General features: G+C 45.4%; 20 protein-coding genes and 3 pseudogenes. All 23 read left to right on the top strand.

Annotated elements, in window-relative coordinates:
* A pseudogene (locus T456_RS20075) lies at nucleotides 1-191 on the top strand (flagellar type III secretion system pore protein FliP); the annotation flags it as partial.
* Nucleotides 192-209: 18 nt separating this feature from the next.
* Nucleotides 210-482: a flagellar biosynthesis protein FliQ gene (gene fliQ, locus T456_RS0112475; protein ID WP_024866426.1), complete on the top strand. Its 273-nt coding sequence runs from the start codon at nucleotides 210-212 to the stop codon at nucleotides 480-482.
* 653 nt (nucleotides 483-1135) lie between these two features.
* Nucleotides 1136-1258 (top strand): hypothetical protein, encoded by a 123-nt coding sequence (locus tag T456_RS24145; protein ID WP_207640366.1) that lies wholly within the window; start codon nucleotides 1136-1138, stop codon nucleotides 1256-1258.
* Nucleotides 1259-1260: 2 nt separating this feature from the next.
* Complete coding sequence (locus T456_RS23795) at nucleotides 1261-1701, top strand: EscU/YscU/HrcU family type III secretion system export apparatus switch protein (protein ID WP_330369756.1); 441 nt, start codon at nucleotides 1261-1263, stop codon at nucleotides 1699-1701.
* A 1-nt stretch (nucleotide 1702) separates the two neighbouring features.
* Nucleotides 1703-1780 (top strand): annotated as a pseudogene (locus tag T456_RS24150) (hypothetical protein); the annotation flags it as partial.
* A 28-nt stretch (nucleotides 1781-1808) separates the two neighbouring features.
* The gene (locus T456_RS23800) at nucleotides 1809-2411 is read left to right on the top strand and encodes an EscU/YscU/HrcU family type III secretion system export apparatus switch protein (protein ID WP_330369758.1); all 603 of its coding nucleotides are present in this window, start codon (nucleotides 1809-1811) and stop codon (nucleotides 2409-2411) included.
* A 38-nt stretch (nucleotides 2412-2449) separates the two neighbouring features.
* Nucleotides 2450-4507, top strand: a complete 2058-nt coding sequence (gene flhA, locus T456_RS0112490; protein WP_035802112.1) for a flagellar biosynthesis protein FlhA — start codon at nucleotides 2450-2452, stop codon at nucleotides 4505-4507.
* Between the two features lies 1 nt (nucleotide 4508).
* Nucleotides 4509-5783 carry a flagellar biosynthesis protein FlhF gene (gene flhF, locus T456_RS0112495; RefSeq protein ID WP_024866428.1) on the top strand — a complete coding sequence of 425 codons (1275 nt, stop codon included), beginning with the start codon at nucleotides 4509-4511 and terminating at the stop codon, nucleotides 5781-5783.
* Between the two features lie 17 nt (nucleotides 5784-5800).
* A complete protein-coding gene (locus T456_RS0112500) occupies nucleotides 5801-6733 on the top strand; it encodes a MinD/ParA family protein (RefSeq protein ID WP_024866429.1) in 933 nt (310 codons plus the stop codon).
* Between the two features lie 42 nt (nucleotides 6734-6775).
* Nucleotides 6776-7498 carry a flagellar brake protein gene (locus T456_RS0112505; protein ID WP_024866430.1) on the top strand — a complete coding sequence of 241 codons (723 nt, stop codon included), beginning with the start codon at nucleotides 6776-6778 and terminating at the stop codon, nucleotides 7496-7498.
* Between the two features lie 2 nt (nucleotides 7499-7500).
* Nucleotides 7501-8571, top strand: coding sequence for a protein-glutamate methylesterase/protein-glutamine glutaminase (locus T456_RS0112510; RefSeq protein ID WP_081749097.1), 1071 nt, complete (start codon nucleotides 7501-7503; stop codon nucleotides 8569-8571).
* Between the two features lie 145 nt (nucleotides 8572-8716).
* Nucleotides 8717-10837, top strand: a complete 2121-nt coding sequence (locus T456_RS0112515) for a chemotaxis protein CheA (RefSeq protein WP_024866432.1) — start codon at nucleotides 8717-8719, stop codon at nucleotides 10835-10837.
* A gap of 19 nt (nucleotides 10838-10856) precedes the next feature.
* Nucleotides 10857-11351: a chemotaxis protein CheW gene (locus T456_RS0112520; RefSeq protein WP_024866433.1), complete on the top strand. Its 495-nt coding sequence runs from the start codon at nucleotides 10857-10859 to the stop codon at nucleotides 11349-11351.
* Between the two features lie 14 nt (nucleotides 11352-11365).
* Nucleotides 11366-11998, top strand: coding sequence for a chemotaxis protein CheC (locus T456_RS0112525; RefSeq protein WP_024866434.1), 633 nt, complete (start codon nucleotides 11366-11368; stop codon nucleotides 11996-11998).
* A 12-nt stretch (nucleotides 11999-12010) separates the two neighbouring features.
* A complete protein-coding gene (locus T456_RS0112530) occupies nucleotides 12011-12496 on the top strand; it encodes a chemotaxis protein CheD (protein WP_024866435.1) in 486 nt (161 codons plus the stop codon).
* Entirely contained in the window at nucleotides 12493-12834 is a 342-nt protein-coding gene (locus T456_RS0112535; RefSeq protein ID WP_024866436.1) for a hypothetical protein, read from the top strand. Before T456_RS0112530 ends, T456_RS0112535 begins: the two co-directional genes overlap by 4 nt.
* A gap of 27 nt (nucleotides 12835-12861) precedes the next feature.
* Entirely contained in the window at nucleotides 12862-13635 is a 774-nt protein-coding gene (locus tag T456_RS0112540) for a FliA/WhiG family RNA polymerase sigma factor (RefSeq protein ID WP_024866437.1), read from the top strand.
* A gap of 256 nt (nucleotides 13636-13891) precedes the next feature.
* Complete coding sequence (locus T456_RS23430) at nucleotides 13892-14350, top strand: FapA family protein (RefSeq protein ID WP_278246933.1); 459 nt, start codon at nucleotides 13892-13894, stop codon at nucleotides 14348-14350.
* Nucleotides 14351-14456: 106 nt separating this feature from the next.
* Nucleotides 14457-15044 carry a FapA family protein gene (locus T456_RS23435; protein ID WP_330369759.1) on the top strand — a complete coding sequence of 196 codons (588 nt, stop codon included), beginning with the start codon at nucleotides 14457-14459 and terminating at the stop codon, nucleotides 15042-15044.
* Nucleotides 15045-15375: 331 nt separating this feature from the next.
* The gene (locus tag T456_RS0112565; protein ID WP_024866442.1) at nucleotides 15376-15678 is read left to right on the top strand and encodes a hypothetical protein; all 303 of its coding nucleotides are present in this window, start codon (nucleotides 15376-15378) and stop codon (nucleotides 15676-15678) included.
* Nucleotides 15679-15752: 74 nt separating this feature from the next.
* The gene (locus T456_RS0112570) at nucleotides 15753-16343 is read left to right on the top strand and encodes a DUF6115 domain-containing protein (RefSeq protein ID WP_024866443.1); all 591 of its coding nucleotides are present in this window, start codon (nucleotides 15753-15755) and stop codon (nucleotides 16341-16343) included.
* A 143-nt stretch (nucleotides 16344-16486) separates the two neighbouring features.
* Nucleotides 16487-16711, top strand: a complete 225-nt coding sequence (locus tag T456_RS0112575; RefSeq protein WP_024866444.1) for a DUF6115 domain-containing protein — start codon at nucleotides 16487-16489, stop codon at nucleotides 16709-16711.
* Between the two features lie 15 nt (nucleotides 16712-16726).
* Nucleotides 16727-16915, top strand: a pseudogene (locus T456_RS20085) (hypothetical protein); the annotation flags it as partial.

Here is a 16915-nt window from a genome sequence, read left to right on the forward strand (position 1 = left end):
CGTTTATTATCGGTTTCCTTATTTACATACCGTTTATTGTAATAGACATGGTAGTGGCATCGGTACTTATGAGTATGGGTATGATGATGCTGCCGCCTACCACTATATCGTTACCATTTAAGATACTGTTGTTTGTGCTTGCGGACGGATGGAGCCTTATCATAGGCAACCTGGTCAAGTCCTTCTATTAGCAGAGGAGGGATTAAGAGATGATCACTTTAGCAGATATCAATCAGATAATGAGAGATGCTCTTTTTCTTATTATCCAGATGTCACTTCCGGTCTTTTTGACCTCAATGACCATCGGACTTGTTATATCAATTTTTCAGACGGTTACTTCCATTCAGGAGCAGACCCTGACCTTCGTGCCTAAGGTTATCGGAGTGTTCATGATGATAATACTTATCGGTAACTGGATGCTGACAGAGCTGTCCGGATACATTACAAATCTGTGGTCGGATTTCTCCAAGTATGTGCGCTAGGAGAAGACTATGATAGATTACACCTTCAGCTACGGCGATCTTGAAGTTATCTGCCTTATTGTCGTAAGGATAATGAGTTTCATATTTGTCTGTCCTTTCTTTGGCCGAACTCAGACTCCAAATGTGGTCAAAGATCGGCTACGGGCTTATGAATATCCAATACTTTTATACGGTGCGGTTCCTTTTTTATCCGCCGGATTACAATACGGTGGCCGGTTATGCCGTTATTGTTCTAAAAGGAAGCCATGGTTGGCCTGGTAATAGGACTTTCCGGTTCTTTTGTGTAACCAGATAGCCCGCATTTGCCGGTACCATTACGGATATGCAGATCGGTTTATCCATGGTCAGTATGTTTGGACAGCTCCCACTAACCAGCAGGTGACAAATAACCGGTTCGCTTTATTCACAGTTCCTTACTGTTGCTCTTATCCTTACCGGAATGTATCAGTTTATTTAAGGGCACTGGTGGACAGCCTTTACGATCATCCCCATAAAACGGGCAGTTATTCATTCAGACAGAATGCTTCAGGCAATTCTGAATTTCACCAAGGATTACATGGTTATCGGATTCAGGATATGCCTCCCGATATTTATCATTACCTTACCACCAACGTCATTCTGGTGTTCTTGCCAAAGTATCACCTCAGATGAATATGTTCTCGGTTGGTATACAGATAAAGATCGTTATAGGACTTGTGATAATGTTCTTTACCGTTGCCATGATGAATCAGGCAGTTAACTTTATCTTTATCAATACAAAAGGAGCTGATAACTGATTTTGTATACAGTTTGCAGGGCGGATGATGAATCCGGGTTACTAATTAAATATAACCTGCAGTTCTTTGCTGAAGATGCAAACGGCGCCGAGAAATCAGAGGAGCCTACATCCAAAAAGCTGGATGATGCCCGTAAGGAAGGTCAGGTAGCCAAGAGCCAGGAGGTTGCGACAGCCTTTTCTTTAATGGCTCTGTTTCTGATACTCAGGATCGGCTATGGATTCATGGGTACCAACTTTCAGAATCTCTTCAGCAGGATATATAACAACATCCCCAACGTGGCAAGAACCTACGAAGGGTATATACCCGTAGAACTGCTGCGGAGCCTTTTGACAAATGCCATATTTACGATGTTTATTATTTCAGCTCCGTTTTTTATTATCGCTTTTATCATTGCTTTTGTAAAGCGATCTTGTTCAGGTTGGATTCAAACCTACAAGTAAGCCTCTGCAGCCAAAGCTCTCAAAGCTTAATCCTATTTCCGGTATGAAAAAAGATCTTTTCCACCAGGAAGCTTTTTGAACTAGGAAAATCAATACTTAAGCTGGTAATAATGGGAGCAGTTATATACAGCTTTTTTACCGGAAGGACGGAATCTCTTTTCCTTCTGTATGACATACCGCTCAAGCAGGCCATTGGGCTTATGGGCTCACTTATCATAGACCTTGGAATACGTCTTGCAGCCGCATATATCGTTATAGCCGCTATTGATCTTATCTATCAGCGCAGGAAGTTCCATAAGGACATGATGATGACCAAGCAGGAAGTAAAGGACGAGTACAAGAACTCGGAAGGAGATCCTGCTGTAAAGGGTGCTCAGAAGCGAAGAATGATGGAGGCTTCAAGGCGAAGGATGATGCAGCAGCTGCCTGAGGCGGACGTTGTAATCACCAACCCTACTCACTTTGCTGTTGCCATCAAATATGATGCGGATGAAAACGATGCACCTATAGTTGTTGCTAAGGGTGCTGACTATCTGGCTCAGAAGATCAAGGAAGTGGCCAGAGAGAACAACGTTGAAATAGTAGAGAACAAGCCTCTTGCCAGGATGCTGTACACCAACGTGGAAGTTGGCGAGCTTGTTCCGCCTGAACTCTACAAGGCGGTAGCTGAAGTTCTTGCATATGTATATCACTTACAGGGTAAAGTCTGACCCGTTTGTAACTGTAATAAACCGAAAGGAGGATAATGATGGATCTTAGTAAGATTAAAGGTCGTGTATTTGATTATGGTCTGGCACTTTACATTGTGGCTGCTGTTGTCATGCTCATTATTCCTCTGCCGGACTGGCTTCTTGACGTTCTTTTGGCTTTTGATATGTCACTTTCCTTTGTGATCATGTTTACGGCCATGTTCGCCACTGAAGTTTTGCAGATGTCTTTTTTCCCGACTGTACTGTTGTTTACCACGATCTTCAGAATTGCGCTGAACGTATCATCTACGAGGCTCATTCTGACACAGGGCAGTGCCGGACAGGTTATTGAGGTATTCGGTTCCTTCGTGGGCGGCGGCGATCTGATCGTCGGAGCCATCATCTATATCATTCTCATCATCGTTCAGCTGATGGTTATCAACAAAGGTTCCGAGCGTGTAGCTGAAGTATCGGCAAGATTTACTTTGGACGCTATGCCCGGTAAGCAGATGGCCATAGACGCGGACCTTAATACCGGCGCCATCACGGATGCCGAAGCCAAGAACCGAAGGGAAAAGATCCAGGAAGAGGCCAGCTTCTTCGGAGCCATGGACGGTGCTACCAAGTACGTAAAGGGAGATGCCACCGCGGGTCTTATCATCACAGCGGTCAACCTTGTTGGCGGTATTGCCATGGGTGTTATCAGACAGGGAATGGATGTTAATACAGCTATTAACACCTTCTCAATCCTGACAATGGGTGACGGACTTGTAAGCTCGATCCCTTCGCTGATGATCTCCATGTCTACCGGTATCCTTGTAACAAAGGGGTCAAAAGAGGCAGATTTCGGACATGCACTTATCGGCCAGCTTTTCGGTACAGCCAAGACTCTTTATCTTGTGGGTGGCGTAGTGGCAGGCCTTGGTATCTTTTCACCTTTGCCGACTATACTTTATGTCACCTTTGGTGCAGCTTTTATTGTTCTTGGAAGGATCACAAGCCAGACCATGGAAGAGGTTGCTGTAGAAGGAGAGGTGGCAACTCCTGAAGAACAGGAGGCTGAAGAGATAAGGCAGCCTGAGAATGTTACGAGCCTTTTGCAGGTGGATCCCATCGAGCTGGAATTTGGATACGGTATTATTCCGCTTGCTGATGTTAACCAGGGCGGTGACCTTCTTGACCGAGTTGTTATGATCAGACGTCAGGTGGCTCTGGAGCTTGGAACTGTAGTTCCCATTATCAGATTGCGTGATAATATTCAGTTGAATCCCAATCAATATATCATTAAAATTAAGGGTATACAGGTCAGTGACGGAGAGATTCTCTTTGACCACTACATGGCCATGAATCCCGGACATGTTGAGGAGGAAATCACAGGTATTCCTACAGTGGAGCCTTCATTCCATCTTCCCGCAACATGGATCACGGAGGGGCAGAGGGAGAGAGCGGAAAGCCTTGGCTATACCGTTGTAGATCCACCTTCGATCATTGCCACACACCTTACGGAGATCATCAGGGAGCATATCGCAGAGCTCCTTACAAGGCAGGATGTTCAGAACCTTGTGGACAACTTAAGGGAGAACAATCCGGCACTGGTGGACGAGCTTGTGCCTAAGCTCATGAGTCTTGGTGAGATTGAGAAGGTTCTCCAGAATCTCCTCAGTGAGGGAATATCCATCAGAGACCTTGTTACCATATTTGAGACCCTGGCTGACTTTGCACCTTCAACCCATGATCCGGATATTTTAACGGAGTATGTACGGCAGAGCCTTAAGAGAGCCATATCCAATAAGTACTTCATTCCCGGCGAGACTACCAGCGTAGTGACCCTGGATCCCAAGATAGAGCAGGAGATCATGAGCAGTATCAAGCAGACAGAGACCGGAGCATATCTGACTCTGGATCCCGCAAGGACCAAGTCCATTCTCACGGCTGTCGGGGAGCAGGTAAGAAAGCTGGAGGATTCCGGAAGAATGGCCATCATCATGGCATCCCCTATTGTGAGGATGTATTTCAAGAAGATGACCCAGGATTATTACAAAGATCTTATTGTAATATCCTACAATGAAGTAGAACCGACTATCGAATTACAATCTGTGGGGATGGTAACTGCATAGTATGATTATCAAAAAGTATGTTGGAAAAACTGAGAGTGAGGCTACGGAAGAAGCCAAGAGGGAGCTGGGACAAAACATTGTGGTAATGAATGTTCGCCCGGCTAAAAAAAGTGGATTCTTTTCTTTCTTCCAGGCACAGAAGATTGAGGTGACCGTTGCTCTTGAGGAGGAATCGGAAAAGCCCGTAAGGACATATTCTCCGGACAAGAACGCCAGGCCTGTGGGGAGAAACAGTGCGTTGTCGGATTCGGGGCAGAGAGATACAATCATAGCTTCCAGTAACGGGAGTGCCCTCAAACCCGCGGCGGATGTCAAGGATGATAACAGCGCCATTGAAGAGAAGCTGGATAATCTCTCAAATCTTCTGGAAAAGAGCTTTTTAAAAACCGAGAAAGAGGAACCAAAGACCTATGAAAAAGCTGCAGCAGAGCCTGAGGAGCCTGTGACAAAGGCTGCACCTTCACCGGATATATCCGAGGAGACACTCTCCTTTATCAAATTATTGTATAATACTCTTATAGAGAATGAAGTAGATGAGATATACGTAAATCAGCTCACGGACGAGGTGGAGAAGATCAGTAAACCCGGTCTTCCCTTTGATTATGCTCTTGCCAATGTCTACCAGAAAATGGTTCTGAAGTTCGGCAAATCAGAGCCCATTGACATTAATGCGGAAGGACCCAGAGCTGAGATATTCATCGGACCAACCGGAGTCGGCAAGACAACCACAATAGCCAAGCTGGCAACGGAACTTCGTATCAATCAGAAAAAGAAAGTAGCTCTTTTGACTGTGGATACATACCGTATTGCTGCGGCAGAGCAGCTTCGCACCTATGCGTCCATACTTGAGATCCCCTTCAGGGTTATCTATTCGGTGGAGGAGATGAGACAGGCAGCGGAAGATTTCAAGGACTATGATTTTATCATGGTAGATACTGCCGGACATTCTCTTCACAACGAGGAACTTAAGCAGGGCGTGGAATCGTTCATACGTACTCTCGAGGATGTGATGGAATGCGAGAATTATCTTGTGCTTTCAGCCACAACCAAGTACAGGGATCTTATTGAAATAGCAGATGCTTACTCCGAGATGGTGGCCTACAAGCTCATCTTTACCAAGATGGACGAGACGGGAGCCAAGGGCAATCTCTACAACATCAGGATACATACAGGGGCTCCGATCGCATATATCACAAACGGTCAGAATGTACCTGATGACATCGCTGTCTTTGATGCACAGCGCATAGTCAAGAATTTATTGGGTGGAAAGAGTTAATTGTTGGGTAATCTTATATGGATCAGGCTACACAGTTAAGAAATATAATCAAAAACTCCGGCATGCCTCAAAGGCCTCTTGCCAGGATCATTACGGTGACCAGCGGCAAGGGCGGCGTCGGCAAATCCAATGTAGCCATTAACCTGGCTGTACAGTTCAGGAAGATGGGCAAAAGAGTCATCATTCTCGATGCGGACTTTGGACTGGCCAACATAGAGATCATGTTCGGAACTATACCGAAGCACAATTTAAGCGATCTGATTTATCAGGGCAAGAATATAAAGGATATCATCACCTGGGGGCCTGAAGGCATAGGCTTTATTTCAGGAGGATCCGGCATTTCCGGAATGTACAACTTAAGCAGGGATTATCTCGTTTATATTATTGTCAACCTGGCAGAGCTTGATGCGATTGCGGATATAATAATAGTTGACACGGGAGCCGGAATTTCAAGCGCGGTTATGGAGTTCCTTGTGGCAAGCGGTGAGATCATTCTGGTGACTACACCGGAGCCGACTTCCATCACCGATTCATATTCGCTGCTTAAGGCTCTCAATCAGTCTCCGAGGTTTTCCAGGGAGAATACCAAAGTCAAGGTGGTGTCAAACAGGGTTTCATCTGATGACGAGGGACAGCAGCTCTTTAACAAGCTCAACGCAGTTGTCGCCCGCTATCTGAAACTGCCGCTTACATACATGGGGGCTATCCCGCAGGACCAGATGCTTGCAAGGAGTGTTATGCAGCAGTCGCCGGTTTCTTTGCAATATCCCAATGCCAAGTCTGTAAGAGCCTTTGAGAATATTGCAAACCAGCTCATGAATCCGGGAGATGTTACAGAAGTCAAGCAGAGGGGAATGGCGGCATTCTTTTCCCATATCATCACCGGAAGGAAGCTCAGCAGCACGCAGATTCCTTCCAATCAATCGACTTCACCGGCAGCACCAAATTAGGGTATAATATTATTATATTAATGATTGGAGATAACTTATTACATGCTCACTGACTATATTTCACCAGGCAACAGAGTGGAACTGAAGGCTACGGGCAAGATATGGATGGATGAGGATGTACGGACCAAGCACATCTATATGAGCAAGATAATGGATGTGACTTCAGACGACAGGATTGAGATCTTGATGCCCTTTGAGAGGGGGAAGATAGTTCTTTTACCTGTTGATGGTGAGTACAGCCTTTGCTTCTACAGCACGAGAGGGCTTTTTCAGTGCTTTGCCAAGATTGTCGACAGATACCGAAGCGACAACATGTATATTCTGGTTCTGGATCTGACAAGTGAACTACAGAAACTGCAAAGGCGAGAGTACTACAGATTCAGCTGTGCTTTGGAGTTAAAATCCAGAATGTGCTCTAAGGAGGAGCTTGAGGCTTTCGAGAAGAACAGGAAATATCTTGTTGAGCCGGGGGACAATCTCCAAAAGAGCGTTGTTGTAGACATCAGCGGCGGCGGTCTTCGATTTGTGGCTAATTTCAAATACGAAGAGGGAAGCACGATATACTGTGCATACCATCTGCCGGGAACTGCCTACCCCAAAGAGTATGAGATGATCTGTAACGTGTTGAAGGTACAGGAACTGGAGAGCAGGCCGGGACTTTTTGAGCACCGCATTCAGTACGTGTACATTGAGGAAACCTCCAGAGAAGATATCATTCATTTTATCTTTGAGGAAGAACGAAAAATCAGAAAGAAGCAGACTTAATTATGAAAAAAATTCTTATTATTGATGACTCTGCACTCATGAGAACTGTATTAAGTGATATTATTAATGCAGATTCAAGATTCCAGGTGGTTGACAAGGCCAAAGACGGAATTGAGGGATTGGAACTTCTTAAAAAGAATACCTATGACGCTGTAGTTCTTGACATCAACATGCCTCGTATGGACGGTATAACGATGCTCAAAGAGGTACAGAGACTCAAGATCAGAGCCAAGATCATGATGGCCAGCACCGATACCAAGGAAGGTGCAAAGGTTACCATGGATGCGCTCGATCTGGGAGCTCTTGACTTTGTGCACAAGCCTGACAGAGCTTCCGAGTGCAGGGGTGAGGACTTTGCAAAGCAGTTTATCAACACGTTGGCTGCTGTGGCAAACAGTAAGGCACCTACCGCACCCAAGGCATTCTCTTTTGAAGAAGCCAAGGAATCCCGCAAGGTTATCGAGCTGGTTACCAAATCTGCCAGCAAGATTACCGGTAATAAGATCGTTGCCATTGCCAGTTCAACAGGAGGTCCCAGAGCACTTCAGTCAGTTATTCCGAAGCTGCCTAAGAACCTCAAGACTCCGGTAGTTCTGGTACAGCATATGCCTGAAGGATTTACGGCATCTCTTGCAGAGAGACTTGATTCTCTGTCAGAGGTACACGTAAAAGAGGCAGCTGAAGGCGATGTTCTTCAGGCCGGAACAGTTTACATCTCCAGGGGCGGCAAACATATGCATGTAGTGAAGAGCGGCGGTAAGAGCACTATCCACTATGTGGACGGCCCCACAAGAGAGGGTGTAAGGCCCTGTGCAAATTATATGTACGAGTCCCTCATGGATTCCGATTACGACGAGATCTGTTGTGTCGTACTTACCGGAATGGGAGCGGACGGTACCGAAGGAATCAGGAATCTGAAATCTAAGAAAAAAGTACATGTTATCGGTCAGGAGGAAAGTACCTGCACCGTATACGGAATGCCCAAAGCAGTTGCAACAGCTGGACTTGTTGATCAGGTTGTAAAGCTTGAGAATGTAGCCCAGGAAATCATAATGAATGTCGGCGTGAATTGAGGGTTTTCATTACTTTTTAATTTTTCTTTTATCTTATGTTTCTAAATTCCTCCATTCAGAATGCCGATATTATGTTCAAAAGTATGCGCAATTACGTGCTAAGCTTTTGAAATCTATCACATTTCTATATGGAGGTAAATAGGTTATGGATGTTTCCCAGTATCTAAGTGTCTTTCTCGATGAAGCCAAGGAGCACCTTCAGTCACTTAATGACAACATTATGACTCTGGAGCAGGATCCCGAGAACGAGGATTGTATCAACGAGATCTTCAGATCTGCCCATTCCATGAAGGGTATGGCTGGAACAATGGGCTATACAAGGATGCAGAACCTTACCCACGATATGGAGGATGTATTCTCCGATGTTCGTGGCGGCAAGATCAAGATCAAATCCGCGGATATTGATGTTCTCCTGCAGTGTCTTGATGCTATTCAGGGATATGTAGACAACATCACTGAGAATCAGGACGAGGGTACTGATGAACACCAGAACATCATAAAAGCTCTTGCAGATATCAGGAATGGTACAAGCGGCGGCGATGCCGCTGCAGCTCCTGCTGCCGATGCAGCTCCCGCAGCTGAAGCAGCACCTGCATCTGATGCTCCCGCCGGCGCAGACGGAACAACAGATTACAGAGCTATCAAACTCGATCCATCAGTTAAATCCACATTGGAAGAAGCTGCTTCTCAGGGCAAGAAGATTTACGGCGTGACCGTACATATTCAGGAGTCCTGTATTCTTAAGGCAGCAAGAGGCTTCCTTGTATTCAAAGGCCTGGAAGAAATTGGTGAGATCGCAGTATCGGATCCCTCAACTCAGGATATTGAAGACGAAAAATTTGAATATAGCTTCAGCCTTGTTGTGATTACAGATGAATCCAAAGAAAAGGTCGAAGAGATTGTTAAGGCCGTTTCGGAAGTTGAAGGCTGTGAATGCGGAGAATTTGACTTAAGCGGTGCCAAGAGCACTGAAGATAAGGAAGAAGCTCCCGCACCTGAACCTGCAGCAGAACCCGCTAAGGCAGCGGCACCTGCACCTGCTCCCGCAGCTGCTCAGGCACCTGCACCCGCAGCGGCAGCCGGCGGAGCCGGAGGCAAGAAGCCTGTCGGAAAGCCTGTTGTTAACAGAACAGTTCGTGTTGATATAGAGAAACTGGATGTTCTCATGAACCTGGTAAGTGAGCTTATCATTGCGAAGAACTCACTTATTTCCGCAGCCAACACTTCAGGCGTAAGCAACGTAAATGAACAGATTGAGTACCTTGAGAGTGTAACCACAAACCTTCATGAATCTGTCATGAAAGTTCGAATGGTTCCTATTGAGAGCGTACTTCAGAAATTCCCTCGTATGATCCGTGATCTTAACAAGACACTGGGCAAGAAGATGGAACTGACCATGACCGGTGAAGAGACAGAAATGGACCGTACAGTGGTTGATGAGATCGGTGATCCTCTGATGCACCTTATAAGAAACAGTGCCGACCATGGTATTGAGTCAGCTGAACTTCGTGCACAGCGTGGCAAACCCGATGTAGGACAGATTTTCCTTCACGCTTTCCAGGATGGCAACAGCGTTGTTATCGAGGTTGGTGATGACGGTAACGGTATCGATGCAGAAGCAGTTAAGAATAAGGCTATTGAAAAGGGCGTAGTTACTCCCGAGCAGGCAGCTCTTCTTACAGAGAAGCAGTGCGTTGAGCTCTTGTTCCATCCCGGATTCTCTACTGCAAAGCAGGTATCTGAAATTTCCGGAAGAGGTGTAGGCCTTGACGTTGTTAAGTCAAAGGTAGAATCACTTTCCGGTGAAGTAACGGTTAGAACAAAGCTTGGAGAGGGCTCCACATGGGTTATCAGACTTCCTCTTACACTGGCTATCATCCAGGCTCTCATGGTTATCATCGGCGAAGAGAAATATGCTATTCCTCTTGATTCCATCCAGAGTATCGAAGATGTAACACCTTCAGATCTTAAGCTGGTTGAGAACAGGGAAGTTATCAATCTTCGTGGAAGCGTAACTCCTATCATAAGGCTCAATGAAGTCCTTGATACAGAATCCACAAAATCTCCCGATGAGGACATGGTTGTGGTTATCGCCAGAAAGGGCGATCAGCAGGTTGGACTTGTTATCGACGAATTGATGGGACAGCAGGAAATAGTTATCAAGCCTCTTGGCAAGTACACTGCTAAATGTAAGTTTATCAGCGGCGCTACTATCCTTGGAGACGGCGAGATTGCTCTTATCCTTGATACCAATTCAATAATCTAAAGAAAGGGAGATTATCGATATGAATGAGCTGAGAGATAATAAGGAAAGCGGAGAACTTATCCAGTATATAGTTATTAAGATTGATGATGAGCAGTATGGCATCAACATCAAATTCATCGATAATATTGTAAGAATGCAGCAGATCACCAGAGTTCCCAAGGTTGACGATTACTTAAAGGGAGTTATCAATATCCGTGGTGAGATCGTTCCTGTAATGAGCGTAAGAATGAAGATGGGACTTGCTGAAGATGAGATCACCGGCAAGAGCAGGATCATCATTCTTAAGACCGGTGAAGGAGATCTTGTGGGCATTATTGTAGATCAGGTTAATCAGGTTCTTACTCTTGATTCCAACAATATTGAGAAGGTACGTTACGACGACAAGAAGGGCAAAGCCAATGCGTCATTCGTAAACGGTGTCGGACATTACGACGGCGGCCTCGTTTCTATTCTTGATCTGGACGCTGTTGTGGCTGAGAAGGAAGTAAAAGAGAAGGCTTCTAACGCAGGCTGATTGGAGGATTGAATATGGGAGAAATGAGTCTGGATAATTTATCCAGCCAGTACTTTGATGTGCTCAAGGAGCTGGGCAATATCGGAGCCGGTAATGCCACTACAGCCTTGGCGCAGATGATTGGAACAAAGGTTGATATGTCTGTTCCTCAGGTACGACTTCTTGACTTCAAGGATGTCGGGGATATGATGGGCGGAGCAGAGAAGATAATGGCAGGCATTTATCTTGCAGTGGAGGGAGATATAGACGGAAGTATCATGTTCCTTCTTGGCAAGCAGGCTGCAAGACATCTCGTGGATAAGCTTATGGGAACAGGCGCCAAACCTGAAGACCAGGAATTTGATGAGGTTGAAATGTCAGCCTTAAAGGAAGTAGGTAATATCATCACCGGATCCTATCTGAATTCACTTTCGATGATGACAAACCTTAAGCTTGTTCCTTCGGTTCCTTATGTGGCCATTGATATGGCAGCTGCCATCCTTAGCGTACCGGCTATCCAGTTCGGAATGATGGGCGACAAGATACTCCTGATTGAGACTCAGTTCTTTGATGAACTTAAGCTTAGCGGATATTTCATTCTTTTGCCTGATATGGATGGTTACAAAAAGATTCTGTCATCTCTCGGAATGGGAGACATTGATGTTTAATGAGGGAAATATATGAGCCAAATTATTAAGGTTGGTATGGCCGATCTGAATATTTGTGTCAGCCCTGACGGAATCACTACACTGGGACTTGGTTCCTGTGTGGGAATTGCTGTGAGAGACCCTGTTACCAAGATAGGCGGCCTGGCACATATCATGCTACCTGATTCAACCGAGATAAAAAATAATTCTAATATCCCCAAGTTTGCCGATACGGGCATAGAAGAGCTCATAAAGCAGATAGTTGCAAAAGGAGCCAGCAGATCAAGGCTTGTGGCCAAGATCGCAGGCGGAGCTCAGATGTTTGCTTTTCAGTCAAGCAATAACGCTATGCGTGTCGGCGACAGAAATGTTCAGGCCACGCTTAAAAAGCTCAAGGAGATGAACATTCCGGTTTTGGCACAGGATACCGGAGATTCTTACGGAAGGACAGTTATTTTTTATCCCGAGAACGGTAATTTTGTTATCAGAGCTGTAGGAAAGCCTGAGAAGACCATATGAATACCGATATTGAACAGATTAAAAAAGTTAATACAAAACTGATCACACCGCTGATAGTGCTTGGATGTACAGCGATCATAGCTCTTTTCACTTACTTTAAGCACTATCCGGTACGTGATTGGTTTATTATTGTTTTTGCATCCGTTGTGGTGTTCCTTATCATCGGACTTATCATTGAGAAGATGATAAACAGGTTCCTCGATGTGAATTACGAGAAAGCCATGGCCGAAAAAGCTGAGGCTGAAAGACTTGAGGAAGAGGCAAGGGCCGCAATGGAAGCCGAGGGTGGTGAAGATGTAACCTCTGTGGATGACCAGAATATTACATCTGACTTCTAGAAAAAATATTGACCGGGGAAAAGATGCATGGACGAGGCAGGCAGAAATAAATTATGGACTGAATATAATAAGACCAAGTCAGCTGATATCAGGGAGAAGCTGATACTTGAGTATGCTCCTCTGGTAAAACTGGTTGCCGGAAGGCTTAGTATGTACCTTGGATTTAACGTGGAATACGATGATCTTGTAGGCTATGGTATCTTTGGACTTATTGATGCCATAGATAAATTCGATCTTATGAAAGACGTTAAATTTGAGACATATGCGAGTCTTAGGATCCGCGGAGCTATTCTGGATCAGATAAGGAAAATGGACTGGATTCCCCGTACCATCAGACAACGTCAGAAGAAAATCGATGCGGCTATCAGAGAGATAGAAAGAGATGGCGGCCACGTTGCCACCGATGCCGAGATCGCTGCAAAAATGGAGATCAGCGAAGATGAGTATCAGAACTGGCAGAACCAGATGAAAGTCACCGGCGTTGTTTCTTTGAACGAGTTTATGGATCAGGGTTCAGACATTACCGATGATTCCAATAATCACAGTTCTTCATTCGTAAAGCCCGAGGAGGCGGTTGAGAAGGAAGAGCTTAAGAAGATGCTGGCTGAGTCTCTTGAACTTCTGACTGACAAGGAGAAGAAAGTCATACTGCTTTATTATTATGAAGAACTGACACTTAAGGAGATAAGCGAAGTTCTTGAGGTTTCTGAGTCCAGAATTTCTCAGCTTCACACCAGGGCTCTTCAGAAGATGAGGGAGAAACTCGGCAAATATCTAGGGATACTCACAAATTCAAGATAATATGGTTGCGGGGTAAAAAGAATGAATGGTTATTTTCAACTGGTGATCACGCCAAAAGGCACCGGCATCAAAGTGTTTGCACCGACAGATGGCGGGGACCCGCTAAACGTCAACGATGTCAGAGACTATCTTGACGATCGGAAAATTCAATACGACGTAGTTGTAATCAATGACGCTGTGACAAAAGCAGACGAAAAGTGTCGTTCTCTTTAATGACGCTCAGATTCTTCCTGAACGTGAGGCTTGTAAGTTCGACATTTCTCAGGACCGCATGACTGTCACAGCATTTTTTTACCCGCCATCAAACGGAGCGGAGCTGATGACTGAGAATGAGGTCCTTAGCAGTCTCGCTTACAGAAAAGTTAATTATGGCATCAACAAAGATGTTATACATAACTTTTTTGAACACAGGCAGTACTGTAAAACGCTTGTTGTCGCTCAGGGAAAACCTGTTGTCCAGGGCCGGGATGCGAAAGTTGAGCTTCATTTCAATGCAAATCTCAGGGCAAAGCCTACCCTTAAAGAGGACGGAAGTGTTGACTATTTCCATTTGAATCTTATTAACAATGTGGAAGCCGGACAGCTTCTGGCTACTCTGCATCCCGAAAAGCCGGGAGAACCCGGTATAAATGTTCACGGCGAGAACATCAAGCCTCATGCCGTGAAATCCGCTTTTATAAAATACGGCAAAAACACGGTCCCTTTCCGAAGATAAGCTTACACTTACAGCAGGAAAGTCAGGCCACGTTACCATAAAAGAAGGCAAGATCACCGTATCAGATGTTCTTGTACTTGAGAATGTCGATGTTTCCACAGGTAATATCGAATACGAAGGCAGCGTTGAAGTAAAGGGTGTCATAGCTTCTAATTTCAGCGTAAAGGCCGGAGGAAATATTGTTGTAAAAGGAATCGTAGAAGGGGCTACACTTGATGCCGGGGCAGATGTTATACTTGAATGCGGAGCCAAGGCAGGCGGCAATATAAAAGCCGGCGGAAATGTTGTCACCAAGTTCATTGAGAACGCCACCATAATGGCCAAAGGCAGTATCACCAGCGAATGTATACTTCATTCGACGGTGGCCTCGGGAACAGAGATAACCGTTACCGGAAGAAGAGGCTTCATAGCAGGCGGTAAGGTTACTGCAGCAGATAAGATAAGGGCAAAGGTGCTGGGGTCTGAGATGGGAGCCAATACTATTATCGAAGTCGGTGCAGATCCGCAGCTTAAGATCCGGTTAAAAGAGCTGCAGAAGAACATCCAGACAGCCAGCAAAAATATAGATAGTATAAAGCCCACCATCGATGGTTTTACCAAGATGCTTAAGGCCGGCGCCAAGTTCACTCCTGACCAGGTTGCCAATGCCAAGAAGCTTATAGAGATGAACAAAACCCTTAACGCAGCAGATTGAGCAGGATTCCGCAGAATATTCGGAGCTCATGGCAAAGCTGGCAGAGTCCAAGGAAGCTGAAGTTATTGTTGAGGGGACAGCATATCCCGGGACGACTGTCAACATAGGGGAGCTTTCCCATGATAGTAAAAAAAGCCTGTTCAATACAGTAAGTTTGTTATAAACTCGGGAGATGTACGGACTGCACCTATATGATAAAAGGCTCGCAGGCCGATATATAAAGGGAGAGAGGAGGTGTATGAGGCGATGTCCCATAAACCAGATTGATTTGGCGTAATGGCTACGTCAACGGATGTAACCAGCATTAAAGCTGCAGAGGAAGCCAGACCCCTTGCGGATCAGCACAACTTCCAGACTCAGTTTCAACAATGAGGTTGAGAATCAACAGCATCAGGTCAACACCAAGAATGATATCTCACAGGACGGGATGAACGCTGATGCGGAAGACAAGGGCTCTAATGAGTACATGGGAGACGGAGGCAAAAATCGTCGTAGAAACCAGGGGGACGACGACGAGGTTGTTGAGCGTCAGCTGACCACAGAGCAGATGGAAAAAATAGCAGATAACATGAGGGACAGGAATGGGAAACCTGTGGACCTTCATCTGTCATCGGGGTTTGATTTGAAGATTTAACGGTTCTATATTATAATAAAGAAACGTGTTTTTTTAAAACGCGACTCTTTTGTTGGGATTTTTTGGGCGGAGTTATGATAAGTATCACAGAGATTGTTCTCATCGTCGCAGGATTCGCTGCGATAATATTGGGTTACCTTCTTCCTGCCGGTAAAGAAATGGATGAAGAAGAAAAGATGCTCATGGAAAAAGAAATTCGTGAGCTTGTTAGACGTGAGGTCGAGGATCAGAAGGAAACCATCGAAAATATGGTCGACGATACCGTTGACAATACTCTGGACAGGACAGAGAGAGCAATGGAGCGCATCTCCAATGAGAAGATGTCAGCCATCGGCGAGTACTCTGATACCGTTATCAATGATATCCACAAAAATCATGATGAAGTCATGTTCATGTATGACATGCTCAATGACAAGCACAAAAATCTTACGTCTGTTGTCTCCGAAGTCTCAAGAAAGACTGATGAAGCCAAGCAGGCTGTTCTTGATGCCCAGGCTACAGCCAAGGAGGCAAAAGAGGCATCTAATCTTCGGGCAGTGTATATTGATGAAGCTGAGGATAAACTCAGTGGAATCCATATTCCATATAAAAGAAAAAGAACGATCAGGCTGACGCCGATGCACCGGCTCCTGTTAATTCACAGCCCCAGCCTGAGGGCAGCATAGAGAGCGGTTACGTCGATGAGAAGAACCTTAAGGAACTTGAAGTTCTTGAGGAGATTCCGGCTGAGATCCTGAATGCGGAGGATTTAAACGGACTCCATATTATTGGAGGAAAGGGCGACACAGAGCAGCAATCCGATTCAAAGGTGATTCCCATTAAGGAAGCAGTCAGAGTTCAGGGCAAGGCCAAAAATCCTGACACATCCATGGAGGAACTTACAGCCAATGATCCCGCTTCCCAGAACAGACAGATCCTTGAGATGCACAAGCAGGGCAAATCAAATATGGTCATTGCCAGAGAACTTGGCCTTGGAATAGGTGAAGTGAAACTGGTTATCGATCTTTCAAACAAACACAGAAAAGTAAGATAAAGGAAAAGATATTTAATGAAACTAAAGTATTATCTTCGCGGTATGGGAATCGGCATAATTCTCACCGCTATCGTCATGGGCTTTGCCCTTGGTGGCAGGAAGACCACCATTAGTGATGCCGAGGTTATCAGAAGAGCCAAGGAGCTCGGAATGATAGAGGCCGGAACCGGCACACACTTTCTCAGAACAGCAAAGAGGCAGGGA

The sequence above is a fragment of the Butyrivibrio sp. FCS014 genome (assembly GCF_000526935.1).
In the GTDB taxonomy this organism is placed as follows: Bacteria; Bacillota; Clostridia; order Lachnospirales; family Lachnospiraceae; genus Butyrivibrio.

What these genes read in the sequence shown, in the direction of transcription:
- T456_RS0112520 (WP_024866433.1), top strand. Translation starts at nt 10,857, where the DNA reads ATGAATGAGCTGAGAGATAATAAGGAAAGCGGAGAACTTATCCAGTAT.
- flhA (WP_035802112.1), top strand. Translation starts at nt 2,450, where the DNA reads ATGGATCTTAGTAAGATTAAAGGTCGTGTATTTGATTATGGTCTGGCA.
- T456_RS0112570 (WP_024866443.1), top strand. Translation starts at nt 15,753, where the DNA reads ATGATAAGTATCACAGAGATTGTTCTCATCGTCGCAGGATTCGCTGCG.
- flhF (WP_024866428.1), top strand. Translation starts at nt 4,509, where the DNA reads ATGATTATCAAAAAGTATGTTGGAAAAACTGAGAGTGAGGCTACGGAA.
- T456_RS0112525 (WP_024866434.1), top strand. Translation starts at nt 11,366, where the DNA reads ATGGGAGAAATGAGTCTGGATAATTTATCCAGCCAGTACTTTGATGTG.
- T456_RS24145 (WP_207640366.1), top strand. Translation starts at nt 1,136, where the DNA reads ATGTTCTCGGTTGGTATACAGATAAAGATCGTTATAGGACTTGTGATA.
- T456_RS0112505 (WP_024866430.1), top strand. Translation starts at nt 6,776, where the DNA reads ATGCTCACTGACTATATTTCACCAGGCAACAGAGTGGAACTGAAGGCT.
- fliQ (WP_024866426.1), top strand. Translation starts at nt 210, where the DNA reads ATGATCACTTTAGCAGATATCAATCAGATAATGAGAGATGCTCTTTTT.
- T456_RS0112535 (WP_024866436.1), top strand. Translation starts at nt 12,493, where the DNA reads ATGAATACCGATATTGAACAGATTAAAAAAGTTAATACAAAACTGATC.
- T456_RS0112540 (WP_024866437.1), top strand. Translation starts at nt 12,862, where the DNA reads ATGGACGAGGCAGGCAGAAATAAATTATGGACTGAATATAATAAGACC.
- T456_RS0112515 (WP_024866432.1), top strand. Translation starts at nt 8,717, where the DNA reads ATGGATGTTTCCCAGTATCTAAGTGTCTTTCTCGATGAAGCCAAGGAG.
- T456_RS0112530 (WP_024866435.1), top strand. Translation starts at nt 12,011, where the DNA reads ATGAGCCAAATTATTAAGGTTGGTATGGCCGATCTGAATATTTGTGTC.
- T456_RS0112500 (WP_024866429.1), top strand. Translation starts at nt 5,801, where the DNA reads ATGGATCAGGCTACACAGTTAAGAAATATAATCAAAAACTCCGGCATG.
- T456_RS0112510 (WP_081749097.1), top strand. Translation starts at nt 7,501, where the DNA reads ATGAAAAAAATTCTTATTATTGATGACTCTGCACTCATGAGAACTGTA.